This window comes from Sphingobacterium paramultivorum, assembly GCF_014109745.1.
GTDB classification, from domain to species: domain Bacteria; phylum Bacteroidota; class Bacteroidia; order Sphingobacteriales; family Sphingobacteriaceae; genus Sphingobacterium; species Sphingobacterium paramultivorum.
On record NZ_CP058555.1, the window covers coordinates 952,732 to 973,533 of the forward strand.

Consider the following 20,802-nt stretch of genomic DNA (forward strand, 5'->3'; position numbering starts at 1 on the left):
GTGATTTTCTAATATTATAATGAATTGATGCTATCTCTTGATAAGGCTTGTGGTGTAATTTTCTGACCATCCTGAAGCAAGTCAATGCCTTTGTAGACAATTCGGTCTCCCGCATTCAGCCCTTTACTTACCAGGTAATTTGCACCACTTTTTCCAATGACAGTAATAGGTTGTTGAACAACTTTATTTTCTTTACCAACGGTATAAACGAAGATTTTATCCTGCATTTCAAGGGTAGCAAGCTGCGGTACCAATAATGCTTGTGCATACTTCTTCTGTAGTCTTACACGACCGGTGTTTCCGTTGCGCAAAACTCCCTCCGGATTGTTGAATGTTGCACGAAGTGTAATCGCACCGGTATTTTTATCAAACTGCCCATCCACCATATCTATTTTTCCTTTCTGATCATAAATTGTCTGATCCGAAAGAACTAAGCTGATCGGAGGGAGGTTGTGAAGCTTTTGTTGTAAATTACTCCCTTCTGTATTGTTTTTGAATGCAATAAAGTCATTTTCTCCCAGTGAGAAATAAACATGAAGATCTCTTACATTTGACAATGCGGTAAGTGGTTGTGCGTCTGTGGGACCAACCAAACTCCCTTGTTTGCGTTGTAATCTACCGATGTATCCTTCGGCTGAAGCCCGTATTAGCGTATATCCGACATTGATTTTTGCGGTTTCAACGGCCGATAGTGCCAATTGTACATTTGCTTTAGCGGCATTACGTGCGCTAATAGCTGTTTTTAGCTGGAAGTCTGTCAGTACTTTGGTATTCACCAGCTTTGTTTTCTTTTCGACTTCTAACTCCGCATTTTCCAGACTAGCTTTTGCTGCCAGTAAATTTGCCTTCGCTTGGTTTAATTGTTCCTGATAGGGGCGGTCGTTGATCTTGAAAAGTGCCTGACCTTTAGTTACTTTGGCTCCTTCATCGACATAGATGTTTTCCAAAATTCCCTCTACCTGAGGTCTGATCTCAATATTGGCGGAAGCTTCAATAGTCGCTGGATATTCCTGGTAAACTGTCTCGCTACCATTCTCGATGGTAACGACCGGAAGGTTAACTGGTGGTGGATCAATGGGTTTACTTGTTCCGGTTGAGCAACTGTATAGAAAGATTGCACTCAACACATATGCAGTCTTTACGATATTAATTCGTTTAACACTGTTAAGTGCTGGAACGTAAATCTTTTTAAGACTTGGTGATAAATTTGTTTTCATGTGATATTAAAAATTGAAGTTTTGGTGTATTTAACGGTGTTAGATTTTTTAACGTTGTATTTTTTGTTGTAAAAAAATTTAGTCAGTCAGGGAGCGTGTGATGCCGTAAATAGCATCCTTTAATACTTCTTGATTGGTATTTTCGCCATTACCTTGGTTTACCAGATTGATCGAAATCAATCCATGTATAATAGACCAGTAGGTGAAATACTTTCTACAGATCAATTCTTCGGATGGATTTTTCTCTTTCATGATTTCACGGATGACATCACTTATCAATTTTCCGTGGGATTCTGCACATTTATATGTTTTTTCAAATCCACAACAGGCTGTTCCAACGCCGAACATTAACTGATATAATTCACGTTCTTCGAAGGCGAAATCCCAATAGCTAAACCACATTGCTTCCAATTGTTTCTCCAGATCGGTTTCAGTTGATTTGGCTTGCTTTACTTTTTTGGCAAGCAGGAGATAGCCTTGGTTGGCAAGTTCCATCAAGATGGCATCTTTATTGGCGAAATACTCGTATATCATGGGGGCAGTATATTCAATGATATCTGCAATTTTGCGCATACTCAGGGCCTGCCATCCTTCTTCTTTGACGATTTGGAGCGCAGCATCTAGAATATTGGTTCTATTCTCATCTTTGAGCCGTTGTATGCGTTCTTTACTACCCATGTTAATGCGTAAATAATTTAACAGTGTTAGGCAAAAGTGATACTTTTAATTTTATTTATTGACATCTAAAAGTCATTAAATAAAAAGGCCTTATTTTTTCGGTTCGGAAGAAGCGTTTTCAGGGCTTGCAGCAAGGGTTACAATCTGTTTTATGCGATTTTTTTCTTTCTCAGTTAGGGGAAGTGCCTGTTCGATGATAGGGAGAATTTCAGTACTTTTTTCCGATTGCAATAACAGGTCGATGAAACCAAGATAGGTGCGGATAAGGTCTGTTTTAATGCCGAAGAAAATGCGTGGATCTACAATATATAATTCCTGTACTAATGCTAACAATAGGGTTTTTCTTTTTTTATCCTTTTCCGAGTTGTTGTATGCGGGTAGTAGGCCCTTTCTTTCAAGATCTGTTAATTTTACCGCGACAGCGTGCTCTAGTACATATTTTTTTTGTTTTCTATCGAGTAAATCACGTAACTCGGCAAGTAAATTTCGATAAATAACTTGTTTGGCTTTCCCCGAGAAAAGATTATCTTCTGTAGATAGGAGGATATCTTGTTGTTCGAAATGATCAAAGAAGGTAGATTCCACATAGACGGAGTGGTGGAAATTGATCGCGTTATTATTGAAACTGCTAAGTACTTTGGCAATTTCCTTTTTATCACTATTAAGAAAATAATAATAATATCGATCACCAATTTGCTGGTTCCAGCGAATGTAATTGATGGTGAAACTATAGGAAGTATCCTGGTCGGGGCTATAGCCAGTCCACGATAGTTGATCAGCTTCCTGGATTAAATGATCATAAGCCAACAGCTTTCCATTGACGCGTATGGCATAATTCCTTTCCTTATTCAAGTAGAGAAACCAACCGAATTCTTGTGCGAGGAAATTGTTAAAGTCATCGCTTTCAAAAAATGTAGCATTAAGTCCAAAAATGCCTTCAAGAGTAACTTGTGTTTCTGTATTTTTATGTACTACTGGCGTGCTTTCACTGATATCGTATTGCTCTTTACTTTCGCGATCGATTTGAATTCGGTAGTTTGAGAAATATTCATCCTTTTGAAAAACAGTATTCCAAATTGCACGTGTTGCAAAAAGCGAGAAAGAAAATCGGCCCTTTCCCTTTTTTCCTCTTGTATAGGAACTGCGTTTGAGGCTGTTCTTTTTTATAGAATCCAAAAAGTTTCCAAATGAGGAAGAAAGCGTCTCTAGGGGTATGCCTTCGCCATTGTCCTGTATGCTTATACGATTAATGTAGCCTAATTCATTACTGTCTATGAAGAGTTCGATCTGTGTGGCTTTTGCATCAAATCCATTCCAGATATATTCAGCAATGGCATGTTTGGGGTCTTTGGGAAGTCCTGCAGATTCGATACTTTGGTTGGTTATTTTTGTGCTCTTCTTCATCGTAAAGACGGTTTAGCTTAAAACTTGTAAAAAAAGATGGAAATAATTTGGTCGATTAATTCCATTTCAATGTACACTATTTTTTAGATCTCTTGATTAAAAATGTGAAAAAATAAGCAAGTCCAAAATAGATAATAAGATCGAAAAGAAGATAAATAAAATTGAAACTACTTCGATTCTCAGGTTCAAATGAGTGTTTGCCGCCAATATATTCATAAAAAGGAAATGGAAAGCCCAATCTGTTATTTCCATCGGATGGGCTATCGCATTTAGCGAAGAGAATGGTGGCCGCAACTGTTATTACACTAAAAATTACCCAGGTTTTCTTTGGGAAATTTGAAACTATCTTCATGGTTATTGGGCTTTAAGTAGTTTAAAATTACAAAATATCATATGTAGATGTATACGTCTCATTTGTGTCCATATGGCCATTGACGGCTAAAGTTGATGTGTTGATATAGAAGTTGCTTTTTTGGTAGAAAATATACCTAAATTTAGTCTATGCTTATAGAAACTTTAAAAAGCCTTTTCCGACGGGACTTAAACAGGCTGCGTGATGAAATTTCTTTGTACAAACAGGAAGGAAATATATGGCTTATTGAACGTAATATTTCCAATTCAGCTGGCAACCTATGTTTACACCTGATCGGAAATCTTCAAACATATATTGGTGCTGAAATAGGCAAGACTGGGTATATCAGAGATCGAGCGGCCGAGTTTTCGTTAAAAGACATTCCTCGAACACGATTAATAGATCAGATAGATGATACGATTGATGTGGTTACACGCTCTTTGGATCTGTTGTCAGAGGAGAACCTTCTTGAGATATATCCTATACGCGTGTTTGAGGAAAAAACAACAACGCAGTATTTGCTTGTTCATCTGACCACCCACCTAACTTATCACCTTGGCCAAATAAACTATCACCGCCGACTGCTGGATCAACCTGAGGTGTAGTTAATGTATTGGTAAACCTATTCTTATTCTAAAACATAGGAAACAAATTTATAGTATGGATGTAAGAAAAGCGGTATTATCTGATGCCCCGGAGCTCGCAACCTTGACCGAACAGCTGGGGTATCCAGCCGATATTGAAGGAATGAAAACTATTTTGGAGGATCTGTTGCGGAAGCAGGAGTATGCTGTATTTGTGGGGATTATTGATAATAAAACAGTTGGCTGGATTCAACTTCATCAGGTCATCAGTATGGAGACTGGTGTTTATGTAGAAATCATTGGCTTGGTTGTCGATGAAGAATATCGAGGTCGGGGGATAGGTCGATTATTATTGCATACGGCATCTGATTGGTCTAGGTCTCTCGATTGTTACCGTTTGCGTGTCAGATGCAATATCATTCGGACCGAGAGCCATAAGTTTTATCAAAATAGCGGTTTTATACTAAAAAAGGAGCAGAAAGTTTTTGATTCTTTGCTTTAAAAGGTGAACTTTAGCCCAATTAGATATCGAGACCATCAAACATTCTACCTGTATCGAGTGTTGATTTCTCGAAGACCCGACTTAGATAAAATGAGAAGAATCTTTACATTAATTGCCTGTTGCTGTGTTTTTAATTCGCATGCACAACGTATGGACAGTATTACCACGGTGATCGCTCCTGAATATGACCGAGTGGGTTTATTGCATCGATTTTGGCTTGGAGATAGTTACCGTAAATTATACAATACTCCTGTTAAGATGCGTGTGATGGATCTCGCTACTGAGCGGGGCGGGCTTCAGATTGTTAAGTTGGGTGGTGGTATGCAGACACAGTCACTTCGACTGGTAGATTCTATGGGTAGGGAGTGGGTTCTCAGGTCTATTCAGAAATACCCTGAACGTAGTCTACCAGAAAGCCTTCGAAAGACATTTGCAAAAGATATAGTACAAGATCAGATTTCGATACATCATCCATTTGGTGCATTGACCGTTCCGCCATTTAATAAAGCCTTAGGTATTCCTTCAGCTTCGCCAGAACTGGTTTTTGTAGGAGATGACCCTAGGTTCGGCGAGTATCGTGAGGTATTTAAAAATAGGGCCTATATGTTTGAGGCGCGTACACCTTTTGAGGATCAAAAAACAGATAATAGCGCAAAAGTCATGCGTAAAGTGTTGGAAGACAACGATACGCAAATTGATCAGAAGCTCACGCTACGTGCGCGTATGCTCGACTTTACGCTTGGGGACTGGGATCGTCATCAAGATAATTGGCGTTGGGATCCCGAAAAAGAAAAAGGTAAAAAGATCTATACCCCCGTCCCAAGAGATCGGGATAAGGTATATTATAAAACTTCGGGTGTATTTCCCACATTACTTTCCTATCAATGGCTGAAGGCTCATTTGCAACCCTTTAGTCCACATATCCGAAATGTGCCCCATTGGAATTTTAATGCGAGTACTTTTGATCATTTTTTTCTCACTCATCTTACAGAGGATGAATGGATTGACGAAATACAGTTTGTTCAGAAAACACTGACGGATTCGTTGATTCATCAAGCGATGTTAACGATGCCTGATACAATTGTGAAAATGAGCGCGAATGAATTGGAAACAAATATTCGTTCAAGAAGGGACGAGCTGATGGAAAGCGGACTGACCTACTATCGATTTCTTGCGCGTGTCGTTGAACTACCATTGTCCGCCAAATCTGAATTTGTGGATGTCGATTACAATAAGGATGGCTCGGTCACTGTCAATATTCACAACAAGAGAAAAGATGGTACCGAAGGGCGAAAACTGCTAAAACGCACCTTTGTACCTGATCAGACCAAAGAAGTTCGTATATATGGCATATCGGGCACTGACGAATATAAGTTACATGGATCGGGCAAATCGCCCATAAAGATCCGGCTAATTGGGGGGGATGGACAGAATCTATATCGTACAACTGATAAATTTGCCAATGGCAGCAAAGTTTATATCTATGATGGTAAAAATCAGGTGCCGGGTGCTATGCAGGTTGATGATGCTATTCATCTGAAGTTGAGCAAAGACAGCGCTGTCCATAAGTTTGACTATGAAAATTTTATCTATGATCGTAAAGGGGTCGTTTTTAACCTAGATTATGGAGTTGATCGTGGACTTATTTTTGGTCTGGGGTATATGATCGAGAATCAGGGGTTCAGAAAGAAGCCTTATGCCTATCGGCATCAGTTTCTAGGCAGTTATTTGACCGGTCGCGAATCATTTATGTTTGATTACAAAGGGAATTACAAAGATCTCATTGCAGGACATGATCTTTATATTCATCTTTCGTCCCTTGGTCCCAAAAACCTGAGTAATTTCTTTGGATATGGAAACAATACTATTTTCGATAAATCGGATTCAAAGCGCATTTCGTATTACCGAAATCGATTTGATCTTGTGAGCGGTGACATTTTTCTGGAAAAGTACCTGGAACCTAAATTCAAGGTGTTCTATGGATCTTCTTCCGAATATTATACGAGTAAAGAATCGAATAATGTTGGACGTTATTTTGAGGAATTTCATCAAAAATATCCATCGGAACCTATCTATGGGAGTAATTTCTTCACTGGGCTTACTGGCGGGATAGATTATGATACACGTGATAATATGGCCAATCCTAAATCTGGAGTACACGTACATACCAGGCTGGGCTGGAATGCTGAAATTGGAGGGGAGGGCCGCAACTATACAAAATTGCAGCATTCCATGAGTTTTTATAAAACGGTTGCCAATAGCTATATTACTTTCGCCAACCGTGTGGGATTTGATGCGGTATGGGGAGATCCCTATTTTTATCAGCATGCGCAAATTGGAGGGGAAATGAGCTTAAGAGGGTATAATTCCCGACGGTTCACTGGGAAAACAGCGCTATATAATAATTTTGACATGCGATTAAAATTATTTAGCTACTCTTCTTATATCGTTCCTGGAACAGTCGGGGCAATTGGTTTTTATGATGTTGGAAGGGTATGGATGAGTCATGAAAATTCCAATGACTGGCATATGGGGTACGGCGGCGGAATTTATTTTATGCCTGGAGATCTGCTCACGATTCAGGGGGTAGTCGGTTTTAGTAAAGAAGCAACCTTGCCTTATCTTCGCGTTGGACTTTCTTTTTAAAGACCTAAAATGAAGCTTTTTAAGTGTGAAATGAAATGAAATCGGAGATCAAAAAAAAATTAGATAAGAATTTTTCGGAGCGTAGACTACGAAATAGCAGCATTGATTTATCTGTGCTAAAACACTATAAGAGTTACGCAAAAACTTTTGCCGACATTCATAATGGTATAGCTGTACTGAGTGACCTGACAGCGAACTGGAGTTATACATATTTAGGGACAATTGCGGAGCGACTTCATCTTCCTGCAGATGAAAAGAAACTGGAAATAAACGGTATTTGGGAAGATTTTCTTCTCGAACGTGTTTACCCCGATGATTTGGCCATCAAACATGCTTTGGAGCTTCAATTTCTTGACTTGGTCAAAAAAATGGATCCGGCGGAGCGATTCAATTATCAAGCAAACAGTGTCCTGCGAGTCGAGGGGCGAGAGGGGCAAATCATGCAGCTGTCCCATCAAATTTTTTACTTGGACACCCCGGGGCCGGAATTTCCACAGTTGGCTTTATGCTGTTATACCCTATTACCAGAAACTGAAACGTCAATCAATCTCCGAAATTATATCCTCAATCAGGTAACAGGCGTAGTTCATCACTTGGATGGTTATGGTGCGAAAACGTCAATTAGTACACGAGAGAAAGAAATTTTAAGCTGTATCAAGGAGGGGATGATTAGTAAACGAATTGCCGAAAAACTAGGCCTGAGCATAAATACAGTTAATCGGCATCGGCAAAATATACTCCAAAAGCTTCGTGTACGAAATTCATATGAAGCAGTGAGTGTGTTTAACAAGATGCAGCAGGATATACTGACTTAAGATAACGCCCACCTATGCGACTGTCTTAGGCGGGCGTCGGTATTTTTAGTTTGAATTATTCTCTTTCAGCCATTTGCTTCGACGTTGATCTGCAAGGTGTTTGATCGTAAAATAATCAAATTTGGCCTGAAAGCCATTGCCGTCTGGTGAAGCTGCCATTAGACCGACCATAACAGGGTGATTATCCTGTAGCCAGGCATTTCTCATCATGATATACTCCTTGTCATCAAAGGAATAGAAAAATTCTACAGCATCTAATCGACGTATCGCCTTGATCCAGATGTAGGGGATTTCCTTATCGATCGGAACAATGCTCCAATCACTTGTTTTATGTGTAACGACCGTACTTAAATTGTATTTTCCGTCGACAAATTCGATTCCTGCTTTTATATAGTTTTCATGATCAATGCGCAGCATAATACCTGCTTGATCGAACCGGGTTTGATAGTTCGCCGAGATCTTCGCCTTGACTTCAAACTCTCCCCCGCGTAGCGTATAGAAAAAGGGGGCGTCATCTACTGTAAATCCATAATGAGAGATACGCCAATAATCGCTTTTAGGCGTAACGAACATCGAAAGCGAATTGTCTTTGATGTTCCATTCTGTTGGCTCGTTAAACCAAAGCATCTTATCCAATTTTTGTGCGCTGGCCTGTATCGTAAGCAATGGAAATAATGAAGCTGCTAAAAATGTCTTTATAGTTTTCATGTTTTTGTTTTTGTGATGATATTCATTTTCATCAGCAAAGATATTTAAGCATAGCACAGATTTTCAATACTGATAAATAACCATGATTTCAATAATTCATCCTATTGTAATTTATTTGCAATTTAATTGCATTTAGTTTTTTGCTACATAGTTGCAATAGTGAAAAATACTATCTTCGCTGAGTTGACTTTTAATCCATTGTAGTACCGAATTGGTATAGCCAACGGGATCCATTTCAATTTTAAACAATATAAGCAACAGCAGTATGGAATTTTGGGAACGTAATTTTATAGAGAAGCAAGAAATGTGGGGGGATGAAGCAGCAAAGTCTACAATTTTTGCATTAGGTTTTTTTTTGGAGCATAACATCAAAAATATACTGATTCCTGGGTTCGGCTACGGTCGCAATGGTCGCCCTTTTTCGGAAAACGGAATAAAAATTACAGGTATTGAGATCTCGAAAACGGCAATAGAGCTCGCCCGGAAATCCTTTGGGGCAGATACGGTTATCCATCATGGTTCGGTTAATGAAATGCCTTTTGATCAGGATATATATGACGGTATATTTTGTTACGGGCTTATTCATCTATTGGATGCTGAAGAACGTAATGCGTTAATCCAGCATTGTTTTGACCAATTAGCTGAAGGAGGTTATATGATTTTTACGACCGTATCAAAGCAAGCAAGCATCTACGGAAAGGGAGAGGCTTTAGGCACTGATCGATTTGCAATGTTTGGTGGAGTACATATGTTCTTTTACGATTTTGATTCCATTCATGCCGAATTCGATCCCTATGGATTAATGGAAATTAGGGAAGTGGAGGAAAATTTTCCATTCTACTTCATCATTTGTCAGAAGAGGATTAATATTTAATAATGTATATATGAAAGATGATAGAAGCTATGAGGTAATTATTGTTGGGGGAAGTTATTCGGGGCTTTCTGCAGCGATGGCATTGGGACGTTCCTTGCGGAATGTGTTGATTATCGATAGTGGGCTACCATGTAATCGACAGACGCCGCACTCCCATAATTTCATCACGCATGATGGTGAAAAGCCGCTCAGTATAGCGAAAAAAGCAAGGGAAGAAGTCCTGAACTACCCGAGTGTCAAGTTCCAGAAAGGGCTTGCTGTGAGCGGCACGAAGACAGCTACAGGGTATGAAATAACCACCGAAAATGGGGACGTCTTTCAGGCTAAAAAGCTCATTTTTGCGACGGGTGTGGAAGATATTATGCCTAGCATACAGGGATTTTCAGCCTGTTGGGGAATTTCGGTTATCCATTGCCCATATTGTCACGGTTATGAATTTCGAAAAGGAAAAACTGCTATTATGGCCAATGGTGAAAGAGCTCTTCACCTTGCAGGTTTGGTTCACAATCTGTCATCTGACTTAACGCTATTGACTTTGGGTAAGGTTAGTTTTGATGTTAAGCAGAAAGCAAAACTGAAGTTACACGGTATTTCGATTATTGAAGAAGAAATAAGTAAAATCCAGCACAAGAATGGATGGGTTCAGCAGGTACAATTAAAAGACGGTCGTGAACTTGCCTTTGATGCTGTTTATGCTGCCATTCCTTTCAGGCAACATTCGCTTATTCCTGCCATGTTAGGTTGCGAATTGACCGATCAGGGACATATAAAAGCAGACAATTTCCAGAAAACAACAGTTGCGGGTGTTTTTGCCTGTGGAGATAATTCTAGTATGATGCGTTCGGTGGCGAATGCTGTTGCGACAGGAAACCTAGCTGGAGCAATGGTTAATAAAGAACTGGTCGACGAGGTTTTTTAGTGGTCGCATTGATCTGTTTTCCGGATGTGATCGCACTTTGTTAATTCATCAGGAAGTTTATATCACAAAAACTTCCTGATGCGTAAATACTACCTTTAAGCGGGACCCTAGTTCGATGCTCGTCTTAAAAGAAATTCAAATGGACCGTTTTTAAATTTTTTTGTCCAAATTTTGCTGAAGTAATAGCTGCCTATAAAATAAGTCGATGATAGGAAGAGAATTATCCCTGGTGATAAGGTTGCTTTCTGGTCGATTACTTGATTAAATACCCCCTTGCTAGCCAAAAAAGAAAATAATAGGATGCCCAATGTTAAATGGGATATATAATGCGTTAATGTCATCTGGCCAGTTTTCGCGAGACAGTTGACAAATGTATTGGGAGTAATAAAGCGACTAATGTACATGAAGGTGCTAATAAGTAGCAGGCTAAAACCTATTGTACTGATTAAAAATGGAAGTACCGGAGGAAGATAATCCGCGTTTAGAAAAGAGTAGGCTGCCATGCCAATGAGGTTTTGAGGGATACATTGTGCAACTTGTACTACCAGGTATAATACCAATCCTATGAGAAACAGTTTTTTTTGAACAATGGCGTTGGTCCAGTCCAGTTTACCCAGGTACATACCGATCATGAAATAAGACATCCACGGAAAAATAGAATTCCAGCCATTATATAAAGAGTTTCTGATAAACCCCTTTAGGCTCCAATTGTCGGTATAAGTTAGTGTATCGAAATTCCATCCAGTTTCATAAGGAATTAAAATGAGCAAAAGGTGAAAAACGATCGTGAAGAAAACTGCCCCATATATGTAGTATTGTTTATCAACGAATAGCAAGGAAGAGGCGATAAACATGTAAAATCCATAAAAGTGAAGGATATCTGCAGGCCACCAAATAGATAATAATAATCCAAGAACAAATAGAAAACCTGCTTTTTTCTGCACAATAGTCTTTAGTTTAACTTGTTCTTGCGGAGAAGCGTAAATAGATTTTTCTGTTCGCAAGGTAAGTCCCATGCCTGATAGGACAACAAATATTGTACTCGAATTGCCGCTAAAGAGAGTGAGAAACTGGCCTAGCCAACTGGTATGTTGTGGATCTCCAAGAACGAGATTAAAATTGACGATATACATCCCAAAGATTGCGTAAGCTCTCAGGATATCAAATCCTATAAATCTGATTTTTTCTGCCATGATAGTTGATTTTCAAAATGTACTGCAAATTTTGAAAGATGTACTGGTTTGGCATTTGACTTAAATCAAATAATTAGATTTTTGTGCGGACCCTGCTTAATGTTTCTAGGGAAATTCCCAGATAAGAAGCAATATAGGTAAGCGGTATATGGCGTATGAAATCTGGCTGTTCCTTAAGGATTAGCTTATACTTTTCCATGGCGCTGAGGGTGTGAAATTCAAACAGACGCCTTTCTAACCACATTGTATAGTATTCTGTCATTAAAAGATCGAGTTGAATGAGTTGAGGATGATTTATTTTGAGATGCTGAAAAGCGTTTTTATCCATGCACGAAACAGTAACGTCTGTAATTGCTTGAATAAACTCCCTGCTAGGCTGATTCGAAACATAACTGCTAAAGGCGACTGCGAGATCATGTTTAAAAAGTAGCTCAGTCGTTACTTCTTTTTTTTCATTCATATAGTATTTCCTCGTAATACCTTCCTCTATCCAAAAGCTAGACTTGCAGACCTCACCTTGATATAAAAGAAATTCGCCCTTTTTGTATTTTTTGGTTTTGGAAATGGCCTGTAATGCTGAGTGTGTTTCCGCATCAAAACCGTCAATTAAAGTATTGATTTTTTTTAGATGCTCATTCATTTTGGCTGATTTGAGTGATCGAAAGTTGCTGACGTTACATTTGTTGAATCCGTTCGGTCCTACCCGCCGTTTCTCTTCCCCACTCAGCAATCGACTCGAGTAGTGGAACAAGTGTTTTTCCGAATTCTGTCAGTTCGTAATCTACTTTCAAAGGAGCTTTGTCGGTATGTACAGTACGTTTTACTAAACCATCAGCCTCAAGTTCCTTTAATTGTAAGCTTAATGTACGCTCTGTAATTAGGGCGCATTCTTTTCTCAGCTCATTATAGCGTTTTTTTTCAATTAAATGAATCAAAATTACTGCCTTCCACTTGCCGCCTATGTATTTCATAGTCAGGCTGGTACTGCATGGATATTGTTTGTTGTCTATCAAATACATCTGTTACTATCAAGTTTGACCGTTATTGCAAATATATAACACTATATTTAAGTTTGCAACTATAAAAAATATAGTTAATTTAATCTTGTATGTTATGGCTTTTTTAGAAACTGCAAAGCAACGTTACACAACGAAAAAGTATAATTCAAAAGCGCTAATTCCGGAGGAGAAAATCGCTGAATTAAAGGAAATAATCCGATTGAGTCCATCTTCCATCAATAGCCAGCCATGGAAGTTTTTCTTTGTTTCTTCTGGGGACATGAAACAAAAACTCGCTGCCGCATCCTATTGGAACGCACAGAAGATAAATGAGGCAAGCCATCTGGTTGTCTTTAGTGCACTTACTGATGTAGATCGCTTTGAAGAGCAAATCGCAAACACGCTTCCAGAGGGATCGATTAATTACTATAAGCAATTTTTGCAGTCGAAAGGGGAGGTCCATGTTCAATCCTGGATGAAGCAACAGGTGTATCTTTCTTTGGGATTTTTCCTTGCAGCCTGTGCTGCAAATCATATTGACGCAACCCCAATGGAAGGAATTGAAAATTCCGTCTACGATGAAATACTGGAACTCGATGGCTATCAGACGCTTTTTGCAGTTGCTATTGGCTATCGACATGTGGAGGATGCAAATCAGCCTGCCATTACAGCAAAATCACGCTTGACAATTGCAGATATAATTGAAGAATTCTAGGTAAAAAAAGATGAAACCACTATCGGTTTCATCTCTTTTACATTAGTTTAAACGTATCTTTTTGCCCTGTTCGGGGAAAATATAATTTACTTTAAGTGGATTATTCTTGAGCAATTCGTTTTTAATGATTTCAGGGTTGTTACCAGTTGGTTTTCGGTGTGTGACCACAATGCTTAGCCCTTCCAAGTTTTTCAGCCCCGTTTTTTCTTTGAGCTTTAGCAGTTCTTCTAGCAATAAATTGGGGGTTAGGTGACCAAAGAGTAAATTTTCCGGTTGATTATTTGGAAAGGAGACTTCAATCAATATACTGTTTAATTGTTTGTTTTTGATCAGTGGGGCAATGTTATTCCAGAGCTTATCTAGCTGATTGGATTTTTCCACCCGATCGGCACCTGTATCACCAAGGTAAAGGAGATAGTGGTTGTCGTAGTGGACGAGGGCAGCACTACTTTTATATGGATTTACATGGCTCAGTTCGTATGCCGTCAAAGATAATGTCGTATTTGGTACTTGCGTTTCCAGCCCCTCTTGTAAACTGTTGTAATGATACTTTCCTAGTATGGGTTTTTGGCCCTGATCCCCAAAATTGATCCAGGTATCCGTGATAAAGTAGTGATTTTGTAGAATTTGAAGGACGGGATCAATAGCGAAAATGTTCTTTTTGCTATCGGCAGGAGAATTAATAATAAGACCCGATAAATGATCGAGATGTCCATGGGAAATGAAATATCCCTTTATTTGGTTATGTAAAATTGTTTCGACCGAACCATTTAGACTTTTCAATGCAATGGCTTTTCTGATGCCTGTATTTATGGTTCCGGCATCGAGGCAAAGGAAGGCCGTGTCTTTTGGAGTTCCTACTAAATAAGCAGAAAGATTGTCTTCTTGTTCGCCACCATATATTCCCAGCGGGACAAGGTCAAAATGCTGTGCCTGACAGGTCATGGTCACAAGAAATGTAAAAATGGAAAGCGCTAGTTTTTTCATGATTATTAAACTAAAAACCCATCCTTTGTTATAGGATGGGTTCAAATTTACACTATTTTTTGTTTATTGGTTGAATCGGTAACGTACACCCAGCTGAATTCTCCAGCGTGAAGTTTCATCCACACTGTTCGAGAAAGTGTTGATTAAAGGAATCTGATTTGTTGCATCTAAATAAGGGAATGAGAATGTTGGTTGTCCCTGCGCATTCAATCCTTTGTAATTTAAGATACCGTTTGCTTTGTTGGCAAATTGGGCAACTCCCCAGCTTTTGTTGATCATATTACCGAAATTAAATACATCAAAAGTAATCTGCAATTGATGTTTCTTTCCGCTGGTATTTAAAAACACATCTTGCGCGATACGAATATCCAGTGTTCCGATCATTTTTCCTACCAATGCGTTACGTTTCGCGTATTGGCCTCTGTGTGCATTCAGGTAATTGTCCTGATTAATGTATCCGTTCAATTGAGACCATAATTGATCAGCTGTCCGGGTGTCTTGCGCATTGTCGCCAACAAGAGCAATTTCAGCTTTACTATTCGGGATATAAATCAAGTCATTGCCCGACAAACCATCATTATTCAGGTCACCGCCATAGGTATAGGAGTAACGAGGCCCATCCTGCAGTTGATAAAATAAGGAGAATGTCGTTCCTAAATGATCCAGGTATTCTTTACGGTAACAGAAGTTGGCAATAAATCTATTTTTAACCAGATAAGTCGAATAAGAAAGATCAGCACTATTTGGATTGCCCGAAACATAACGATCACGCCACATCGACTGTGCAATAGATCCCCCATCGTTCACAGATCTTGAATCTGTATAGGTATAACCGATATTTGCAAAGAAACCACCTTTGAATTCTTTCGATAATGTTCCCGTCAGGGTGTAGCTATAGCCTTTTGATGTATTGGACATCACAATAGCGTCCGAAATGTTAGGATTTTCAGGAGTCGGTTGTGCGGCGCCATAGATACGTGGTGTTGTATAACGCATACGGTTATCGGCACCAGCTAAAGCTTTTCCATCCGTTGTATTTAGATTGACGTTACGGAAATAAACCGAATTGATATCTTTCGAATACATGGCTTCAAAAGTACCAATAACACCGCCCGGTAATTTTTGGTCAACGGCAAGGTTCGTTCTCCAAAGCTGCATAAATTTGAAGTTATTATCCGTTACCGCCAAGTTATAACTCGAGTTGTTGGCTGCAGTTTGGTGGTTCACGTTGCGATAAGCATCCACATCAGGTGTAAACGGTCTATTTGTTGGATTATTGATGGATTCAGAACCAAACATGACACCATTATTGCCGGCCTGATTAGAAATCCATACTAATGGCGGACGACCTGTAAAGATCCCCGATCCACCACGTACCTGTGTTTGATTTGTTCCATTGACATTCCAATTAAATCCAATTCGTGGCGACCAAAGAATTGCACTCTTTGGATATTTTGATACATCGATCTTTTCACCTTGATCAAAATTCAACTTGGTTACATTATCATTTTTCAGTTCATTGGGAGATGATATGTTCGTCAAATCGGCTCTCAATCCAGCAGTCAATTTAAAATGATCATTTACAGCATAGGCATCCTGCGCATATAAACCAAACATACGTGCTGAAATCTCTGCGTAAGGAAATGATCCATCAGGTAAAACAGAATACTGGATTTGGTATTTGGTTGCGTTAGAAACATTATTTTTTGCAGAGTTGTAGAAATCATCTAAACTGGCAAATGTATAGGCACCATAATAGTTCGGTGCAAATCCATTGGTGGTTTTGTAGTTTTCAAAATTGGCACCCAATGTAATCTCATGTTTTCCGGCATAAATATTAAAGTTGTTGGTAGCTTGAAATACCTTCGTCTTTAAACTATTAAATGCTGTAAATGGCTCGTAACCAAATGCTGTCATGCTACTACCGTCGGGGTTCATGATGTCTACCAAAGGAAATGGCTGACCACCTTTGGATTCCCTAAAATCGTTCATGACATTGTAACCTACGGTCAATGAATTTGAATATTTGCTACTGATACGTGTGCGTAATTCTAAATTCACATTGTCCATATTGTTGTGTATACCGTAGCCTGCTGAGCTGAAAGGTAGGCCAAGGTTGGACGGTTGCCGATTATTTTTGGGCGCACCACTATTGGACGGTAGGATGTCGCGATAGGAACGAAAGTAGAAATATTTGGCGCTTAAAGTATTTTTTTGATCGATATTGTAATCTAATTTAACGGAAAATTTGTCACTGCGTGTATCTAAAGGATAATCTTGATATGATCGAGGATTATAGCCGATCGATTTTAGGTAGTTGGCTAGATCATCAAGTTTTTCCGCAGATACGGTTGAAACATTCGGCCCCGTATTTCCTCCACGTGAAGCTATAAAATTTGTTCCTGGGTCTGTTCTTCGCTCAAGCTCACCGCTTGCAAAAAAGAAAAGCTTGTTTTTGATAATTGGTCCCCCCACGGTAAAACCATAGCCTTTTAAGCTGAAGTTGTTGACTGGTGCTCTTAACCCGGCCGAATTGTATTTGTTGACTAAATTCTGATTTCTGAAATAATAATTTAACGAACCTTGTACTTCGTTTGTACCGCTTCTTGTTACAGCATTGATTGCAGCACCGGTAAAACCATTTTGTCTGACGTCATAAGGAGCGATGTTTACTGAAATCTCCTCAAAGGCGTCCATATTGATGGGTTGCGAGTTTGTTTGACTTCCGATAGTTCCCTGTAATCCAAAAGCATTATTAAATAGCGCTCCGTCGATCGTAAAGTTATTTGCAAGGTTGCTTCTTCCCGCAAAAGAAGGATTACCGTATTGCATCGAAAATTGAGGGGTCAGTTTGACAAAATCCGTAAAGCTTCGATTGAGTGTAGGTAGATTTTGAATCGCTGTTCGGGAAATGTTTTGTGCTGCACCTGTTCGGCCGGAGTTGAAGACTTTTCCCTGTCTCGTTCCTACAACGACAGCTTCATCCAACACCTGTGATGCGGACTGCATCTGAATATCCAATGTTGAGCTTTGTCCCAAAGCTAGTTTCTCTATCTGCTTGATATTGGGTGAATGGCCCAGATAAGTTACGGTGATTTGATAAGGGCCACCAATTCTCATATTGGGGAGATTGTAGCGACCGTCATTTCGTGATGAAGTAACGTACTTTGTCCCAGAAGGTAAATGTATGGCTTCGATTGTCGCCCCATTGATTGGCGAATTTCCCTCTCTGACGGTTCCATTCAGAGCAGAGGTGGTTTCATTTTGCGCATAGGTAAGTGATGTACCAATTGTGCTTAGCAAAATGCTGGTAATCAAATGTTTTCTCATTTGTTTCGTAGCTGTTTAAATGACTAGGTGATTTTTAAACCGCGATAAAGGTAGGAGAGTATTATTGATTTTGTGTTAAGTAAATATTATTTAAATATTTCCACAATCGCTGCTATATGAAGCCTTCATTTGGTAATTATATAGGTTATCGTTTGATGGTTGATGATAGGTTATTTCACTGGTTGGTGGCTATTTTTTAATTTTAATTGTGCCATTGCGATAGAGGTTTAAGGCGGCCGTCAGAATACTTTCGATTGTGTCTATCGGAAGATCTTCCTGTGGATCAATAGGCAATGTTTTCATCCGAAGACGCTGACCTGCTTCCAGCTGTACCTGGTCCAAATGTTTACCTTCAACCATCAGTAGGTACGGAAATGTAGTCCGTTTGTCGGTCCAAAGGTAACAGAATGCTTTTTTTCTATAGCAAAAGCAAGGCATACCGTATTTTATGGTCTCACTCACATCCGCATCCTGTTGAAGGATAATATGTCTTAATGCTAAAAGACAGCTTTTATTTGGTTCTTTCTGGTTCAGATAGAAATGTTGGATCTCCTGCATATGAATGATGTGTTGCAAATAAAGATACAAGACTTATCCTTTTTTATATGATATAGTTACAATTTTCTTTTGTTGTTTAGTATATTCAGACCTATTTTATGCGATCGAATTATCTATTTGCTTATGACCATAAATTTTAGAAATATAGACTATTTGAATAGTGGAAATGAAGTGCAAAAAAAAGCCTATCGGTTACTGATGGATTATCAGATTATTAACCGTCTTGAGGATTACAGTCCGATTGTAGTTGGTACAATACCGATTCAGATAGATGTTGATGGGAGTGATATAGACATTATTCTGCGTGTAGATGATTTTGATGCTCTTGAAGAAAAGCTGTCTCTTAATTTTTCGCAGCATGCACATTTTCGGTTACAGCGGGCTGCCGGTCATGTAATCGTGTGCAGTTTCTCTATTGAGGAACAGCTTTTTGAAATTTATGCAACGGATAAAGCAACTGAAATTCAGAATGGATATTTACATATGCTTAAAGAGCATGAAATCATTCAATTGAGGGGGAAAGAATTCGCTGAGCAGGTCAGGCAGCTCAAAAGGAGCGGGGTAAAAACTGAGCCTGCATTTTGTCAGCTATTGGGAATTGAAGGCGATGCATATACAGAACTTCTAAAGTATAATCCAGCAGATAATTCGATAAACTATGAATGATTTTAATCTAAAATAGTATGAATCCCCTAATTGAACAATTTAAAAAATATGGCTATCTCAATGAAGCAATTGAGAAAGCGGTAGAAAATAGAACTCGTTATTTTTTTAAGAAAAAGGGTGAGCATTTTTTGAGGGAAGGGCAGCATTTATCAAGCTATTTTGTTTTGCGTAGAGGACTGATTCGTGCTTATTTCTTTAAAAATGGACGTGAAATGAACAGTTGGTTTGGTGAGGAAAACCAGATTTTTGGATCGATTTTGCCCGTTTATACTGAAAAGCCCTCTTTTGAAAATATTCAGTTTCTGGAAGACTCCGAGATCTATGCAATTTCTGTGGACGATTTGAATGAATTGTATAGGATTTATCCTGAACTAAATCTTATAGGCCGAAAGATTGCTGAGGAGGTTTGTATTATTCTTGAAGAACGGATTATGTCCCTGCATACCGAATCTGCAGTAGAACGATATCAATCTCTCATCCGCCTACAGCCAAATTTGTTAAATAGAATTAATCTTGGCCATATTGCATCATATTTAGGGATTACACAGGAAACGCTCAGCCGGATACGACGGTAAGTACACGATTTTGATATAAGTCAAAAAATGCCCCTTATATAGCGATTATCTTTGCTTTAGAAATTTAAACTATTGAAAATGAATTGGATTGCATTGATTATTGCTGGCATTTTTGAAATTGGCTGGCCGCTCGGATTAAAAATGGCTCAACAGCCAGATTCCAATAAATTTGGTTGGATTCTATTAGCTAGTGTCTCCATGAGCATTAGTGGCGGATTATTATTTTATGCTCAAAAAACTATTCCTATAGGTACAGCATATGCTGTATGGACAGGTTTAGGGGCAGTGGGCACATTAATGGTCGGAATCTTTTTTTTCGGAGATTCGGCCAATGTATTTAGACTCCTGTCTGCAACATTGATCGTCGCAGGAATTATTGGCTTAAAGATTTTTTAAAAATACCGGAAATATTATTTATCTCAGTGTACATAAAAAAATAGAATATGCGCTCAATTTTCTTCAATTGGATTGTTAAAAATATATAAAATCTATTTTTTTTAGTCTAAACTCCCTAGAAGAGAGTAGGTTGGGATGATTTTTGCTACGCAATTACATTATGAGGCAAGAACTAGCTGAAAAAATAGAATTGTATAGTAAAAGGTACGGCCTATTTATGCGACCGGAGTATATTAGCTTTGCTCGGGATACAACAAGGCTGTTGCTTCGCAACGAATGTCTCCGTGAAGGTGATATAAAAGCTTATCAAGACTATATTGCCTCACATTATCCCGAAGATCTTCCCTGGGAAATGAAACAATTTCAGGAAGCGACCAAAGCATTGGAGCGCATGAGTAAGGAGACGGCTATTGCATGGGTGAATGCGCATCGAATCAATATTTTTGAATCCGACATTTTTATCGATGATGAAGATTCAATTCTGCGCCCCATTCAATCAAAAGATGAAGACATGTTTCGCTATAATTTTAACGCCTTGGAAGAACTTATCTACAATCACCAAAGACCGGACGACTTATTTCGGCGGAATAGAGATTGTTTTTGGATAGATACAAGAATTGACTGGCGGTAGTTTACTGCTAATTGAAGTGTGGTTTCCCAAGAGCTATCTCGTTCTCCGACGAAT

General features: G+C 38.9%; 21 protein-coding genes. 11 read left to right on the forward strand and 10 right to left on the reverse strand.

Annotation, left to right across the window (positions count from 1 at the left end; all coding sequences use genetic code 11):
* Nucleotides 1–14 precede the first annotated feature (14 nt).
* From HS960_RS03820 to HS960_RS03830, 3 genes are all read right to left on the reverse strand, one after another.
* A complete protein-coding gene (locus tag HS960_RS03820; protein WP_153848371.1) occupies nt 15–1,217 on the reverse strand; it encodes an efflux RND transporter periplasmic adaptor subunit in 1,203 nt (400 codons plus the stop codon).
* 78 nt (nt 1,218–1,295) lie between these two features.
* Nucleotides 1,296–1,895, reverse strand: a complete 600-nt coding sequence (locus HS960_RS03825) for a TetR/AcrR family transcriptional regulator (protein ID WP_088162102.1) — start codon at nt 1,893–1,895, stop codon at nt 1,296–1,298.
* 90 nt (nt 1,896–1,985) lie between these two features.
* Nucleotides 1,986–3,299 (reverse strand): ATP-binding protein, encoded by a 1,314-nt coding sequence (locus tag HS960_RS03830; protein ID WP_182331312.1) that lies wholly within the window; start codon nt 3,297–3,299, stop codon nt 1,986–1,988.
* Nucleotides 3,300–3,800: 501 nt separating this feature from the next.
* On the opposite strand from HS960_RS03830, the gene HS960_RS03835 reads away from it, so the two are divergent.
* The 4 genes from HS960_RS03835 to HS960_RS03850 all read left to right on the forward strand — a co-directional run bounded on the left by HS960_RS03835 (nt 3,801) and on the right by HS960_RS03850 (nt 8,198).
* Complete coding sequence (locus HS960_RS03835) at nt 3,801–4,256, forward strand: DinB family protein (protein WP_153848373.1); 456 nt, start codon at nt 3,801–3,803, stop codon at nt 4,254–4,256.
* 55 nt (nt 4,257–4,311) lie between these two features.
* Nucleotides 4,312–4,737: a GNAT family N-acetyltransferase gene (locus HS960_RS03840; RefSeq protein ID WP_153848374.1), complete on the forward strand. Its 426-nt coding sequence runs from the start codon at nt 4,312–4,314 to the stop codon at nt 4,735–4,737.
* Between the two features lie 90 nt (nt 4,738–4,827).
* Entirely contained in the window at nt 4,828–7,383 is a 2,556-nt protein-coding gene (locus HS960_RS03845; protein ID WP_153848375.1) for a BamA/TamA family outer membrane protein, read from the forward strand.
* 35 nt (nt 7,384–7,418) lie between these two features.
* On the forward strand, nt 7,419–8,198 hold the full coding sequence (locus HS960_RS03850; RefSeq protein WP_153848376.1) for a helix-turn-helix domain-containing protein: 780 nt from the start codon (nt 7,419–7,421) through the stop codon (nt 8,196–8,198).
* A gap of 45 nt (nt 8,199–8,243) precedes the next feature.
* On the opposite strand, the gene HS960_RS03855 is transcribed toward HS960_RS03850, so the two are convergent.
* Nucleotides 8,244–8,906: a DUF1349 domain-containing protein gene (locus HS960_RS03855; protein WP_075993244.1), complete on the reverse strand. Its 663-nt coding sequence runs from the start codon at nt 8,904–8,906 to the stop codon at nt 8,244–8,246.
* Between the two features lie 265 nt (nt 8,907–9,171).
* Here HS960_RS03855 and HS960_RS03860 point away from each other — a divergent pair, with 265 nt between their 5' ends.
* Both HS960_RS03860 and HS960_RS03865 read left to right on the forward strand, forming a co-directional pair.
* Nucleotides 9,172–9,780, forward strand: a complete 609-nt coding sequence (locus HS960_RS03860) for a class I SAM-dependent methyltransferase (protein ID WP_153848377.1) — start codon at nt 9,172–9,174, stop codon at nt 9,778–9,780.
* Nucleotides 9,781–9,790: 10 nt separating this feature from the next.
* Nucleotides 9,791–10,699 carry an NAD(P)/FAD-dependent oxidoreductase gene (locus tag HS960_RS03865; RefSeq protein ID WP_153848378.1) on the forward strand — a complete coding sequence of 303 codons (909 nt, stop codon included), beginning with the start codon at nt 9,791–9,793 and terminating at the stop codon, nt 10,697–10,699.
* A 107-nt stretch (nt 10,700–10,806) separates the two neighbouring features.
* Here the strand turns inward: HS960_RS03865 and HS960_RS03870 are convergent, their stop codons facing one another.
* The 3 genes from HS960_RS03870 to HS960_RS03880 all read right to left on the reverse strand — a co-directional run bounded on the left by HS960_RS03870 (nt 10,807) and on the right by HS960_RS03880 (nt 12,863).
* Nucleotides 10,807–11,892, reverse strand: coding sequence for a DUF418 domain-containing protein (locus HS960_RS03870; RefSeq protein WP_153848379.1), 1,086 nt, complete (start codon nt 11,890–11,892; stop codon nt 10,807–10,809).
* Between the two features lie 73 nt (nt 11,893–11,965).
* A complete protein-coding gene (locus HS960_RS03875) occupies nt 11,966–12,532 on the reverse strand; it encodes a Crp/Fnr family transcriptional regulator (protein WP_153848380.1) in 567 nt (188 codons plus the stop codon).
* Between the two features lie 34 nt (nt 12,533–12,566).
* Nucleotides 12,567–12,863, reverse strand: coding sequence for a winged helix-turn-helix transcriptional regulator (locus tag HS960_RS03880; protein WP_198385931.1), 297 nt, complete (start codon nt 12,861–12,863; stop codon nt 12,567–12,569).
* Between the two features lie 142 nt (nt 12,864–13,005).
* Between HS960_RS03880 and HS960_RS03885 the strand changes: the two genes are divergently transcribed.
* Nucleotides 13,006–13,605 (forward strand): nitroreductase family protein, encoded by a 600-nt coding sequence (locus HS960_RS03885; RefSeq protein WP_153848381.1) that lies wholly within the window; start codon nt 13,006–13,008, stop codon nt 13,603–13,605.
* A gap of 42 nt (nt 13,606–13,647) precedes the next feature.
* Here the strand turns inward: HS960_RS03885 and HS960_RS03890 are convergent, their stop codons facing one another.
* From HS960_RS03890 to HS960_RS03900, 3 genes are all read right to left on the reverse strand, one after another.
* Entirely contained in the window at nt 13,648–14,592 is a 945-nt protein-coding gene (locus tag HS960_RS03890; protein ID WP_153848382.1) for an MBL fold metallo-hydrolase, read from the reverse strand.
* 63 nt (nt 14,593–14,655) lie between these two features.
* Nucleotides 14,656–17,922, reverse strand: coding sequence for a TonB-dependent receptor (locus tag HS960_RS03895; RefSeq protein WP_182331314.1), 3,267 nt, complete (start codon nt 17,920–17,922; stop codon nt 14,656–14,658).
* 189 nt (nt 17,923–18,111) lie between these two features.
* Nucleotides 18,112–18,480: a DUF1801 domain-containing protein gene (locus tag HS960_RS03900; RefSeq protein ID WP_120332728.1), complete on the reverse strand. Its 369-nt coding sequence runs from the start codon at nt 18,478–18,480 to the stop codon at nt 18,112–18,114.
* Between the two features lie 123 nt (nt 18,481–18,603).
* Between HS960_RS03900 and HS960_RS03905 the strand changes: the two genes are divergently transcribed.
* The 4 genes from HS960_RS03905 to HS960_RS03920 all read left to right on the forward strand — a co-directional run bounded on the left by HS960_RS03905 (nt 18,604) and on the right by HS960_RS03920 (nt 20,748).
* Nucleotides 18,604–19,146, forward strand: a complete 543-nt coding sequence (locus HS960_RS03905; RefSeq protein ID WP_153848384.1) for a DUF4269 domain-containing protein — start codon at nt 18,604–18,606, stop codon at nt 19,144–19,146.
* Between the two features lie 17 nt (nt 19,147–19,163).
* The gene (locus HS960_RS03910) at nt 19,164–19,721 is read left to right on the forward strand and encodes a Crp/Fnr family transcriptional regulator (protein WP_120332730.1); all 558 of its coding nucleotides are present in this window, start codon (nt 19,164–19,166) and stop codon (nt 19,719–19,721) included.
* 78 nt (nt 19,722–19,799) lie between these two features.
* The gene (locus tag HS960_RS03915; protein WP_182331316.1) at nt 19,800–20,117 is read left to right on the forward strand and encodes a DMT family transporter; all 318 of its coding nucleotides are present in this window, start codon (nt 19,800–19,802) and stop codon (nt 20,115–20,117) included.
* A 160-nt stretch (nt 20,118–20,277) separates the two neighbouring features.
* Nucleotides 20,278–20,748: a hypothetical protein gene (locus tag HS960_RS03920; RefSeq protein WP_075993232.1), complete on the forward strand. Its 471-nt coding sequence runs from the start codon at nt 20,278–20,280 to the stop codon at nt 20,746–20,748.
* Nucleotides 20,749–20,802: the final 54 nt, after the last annotated feature.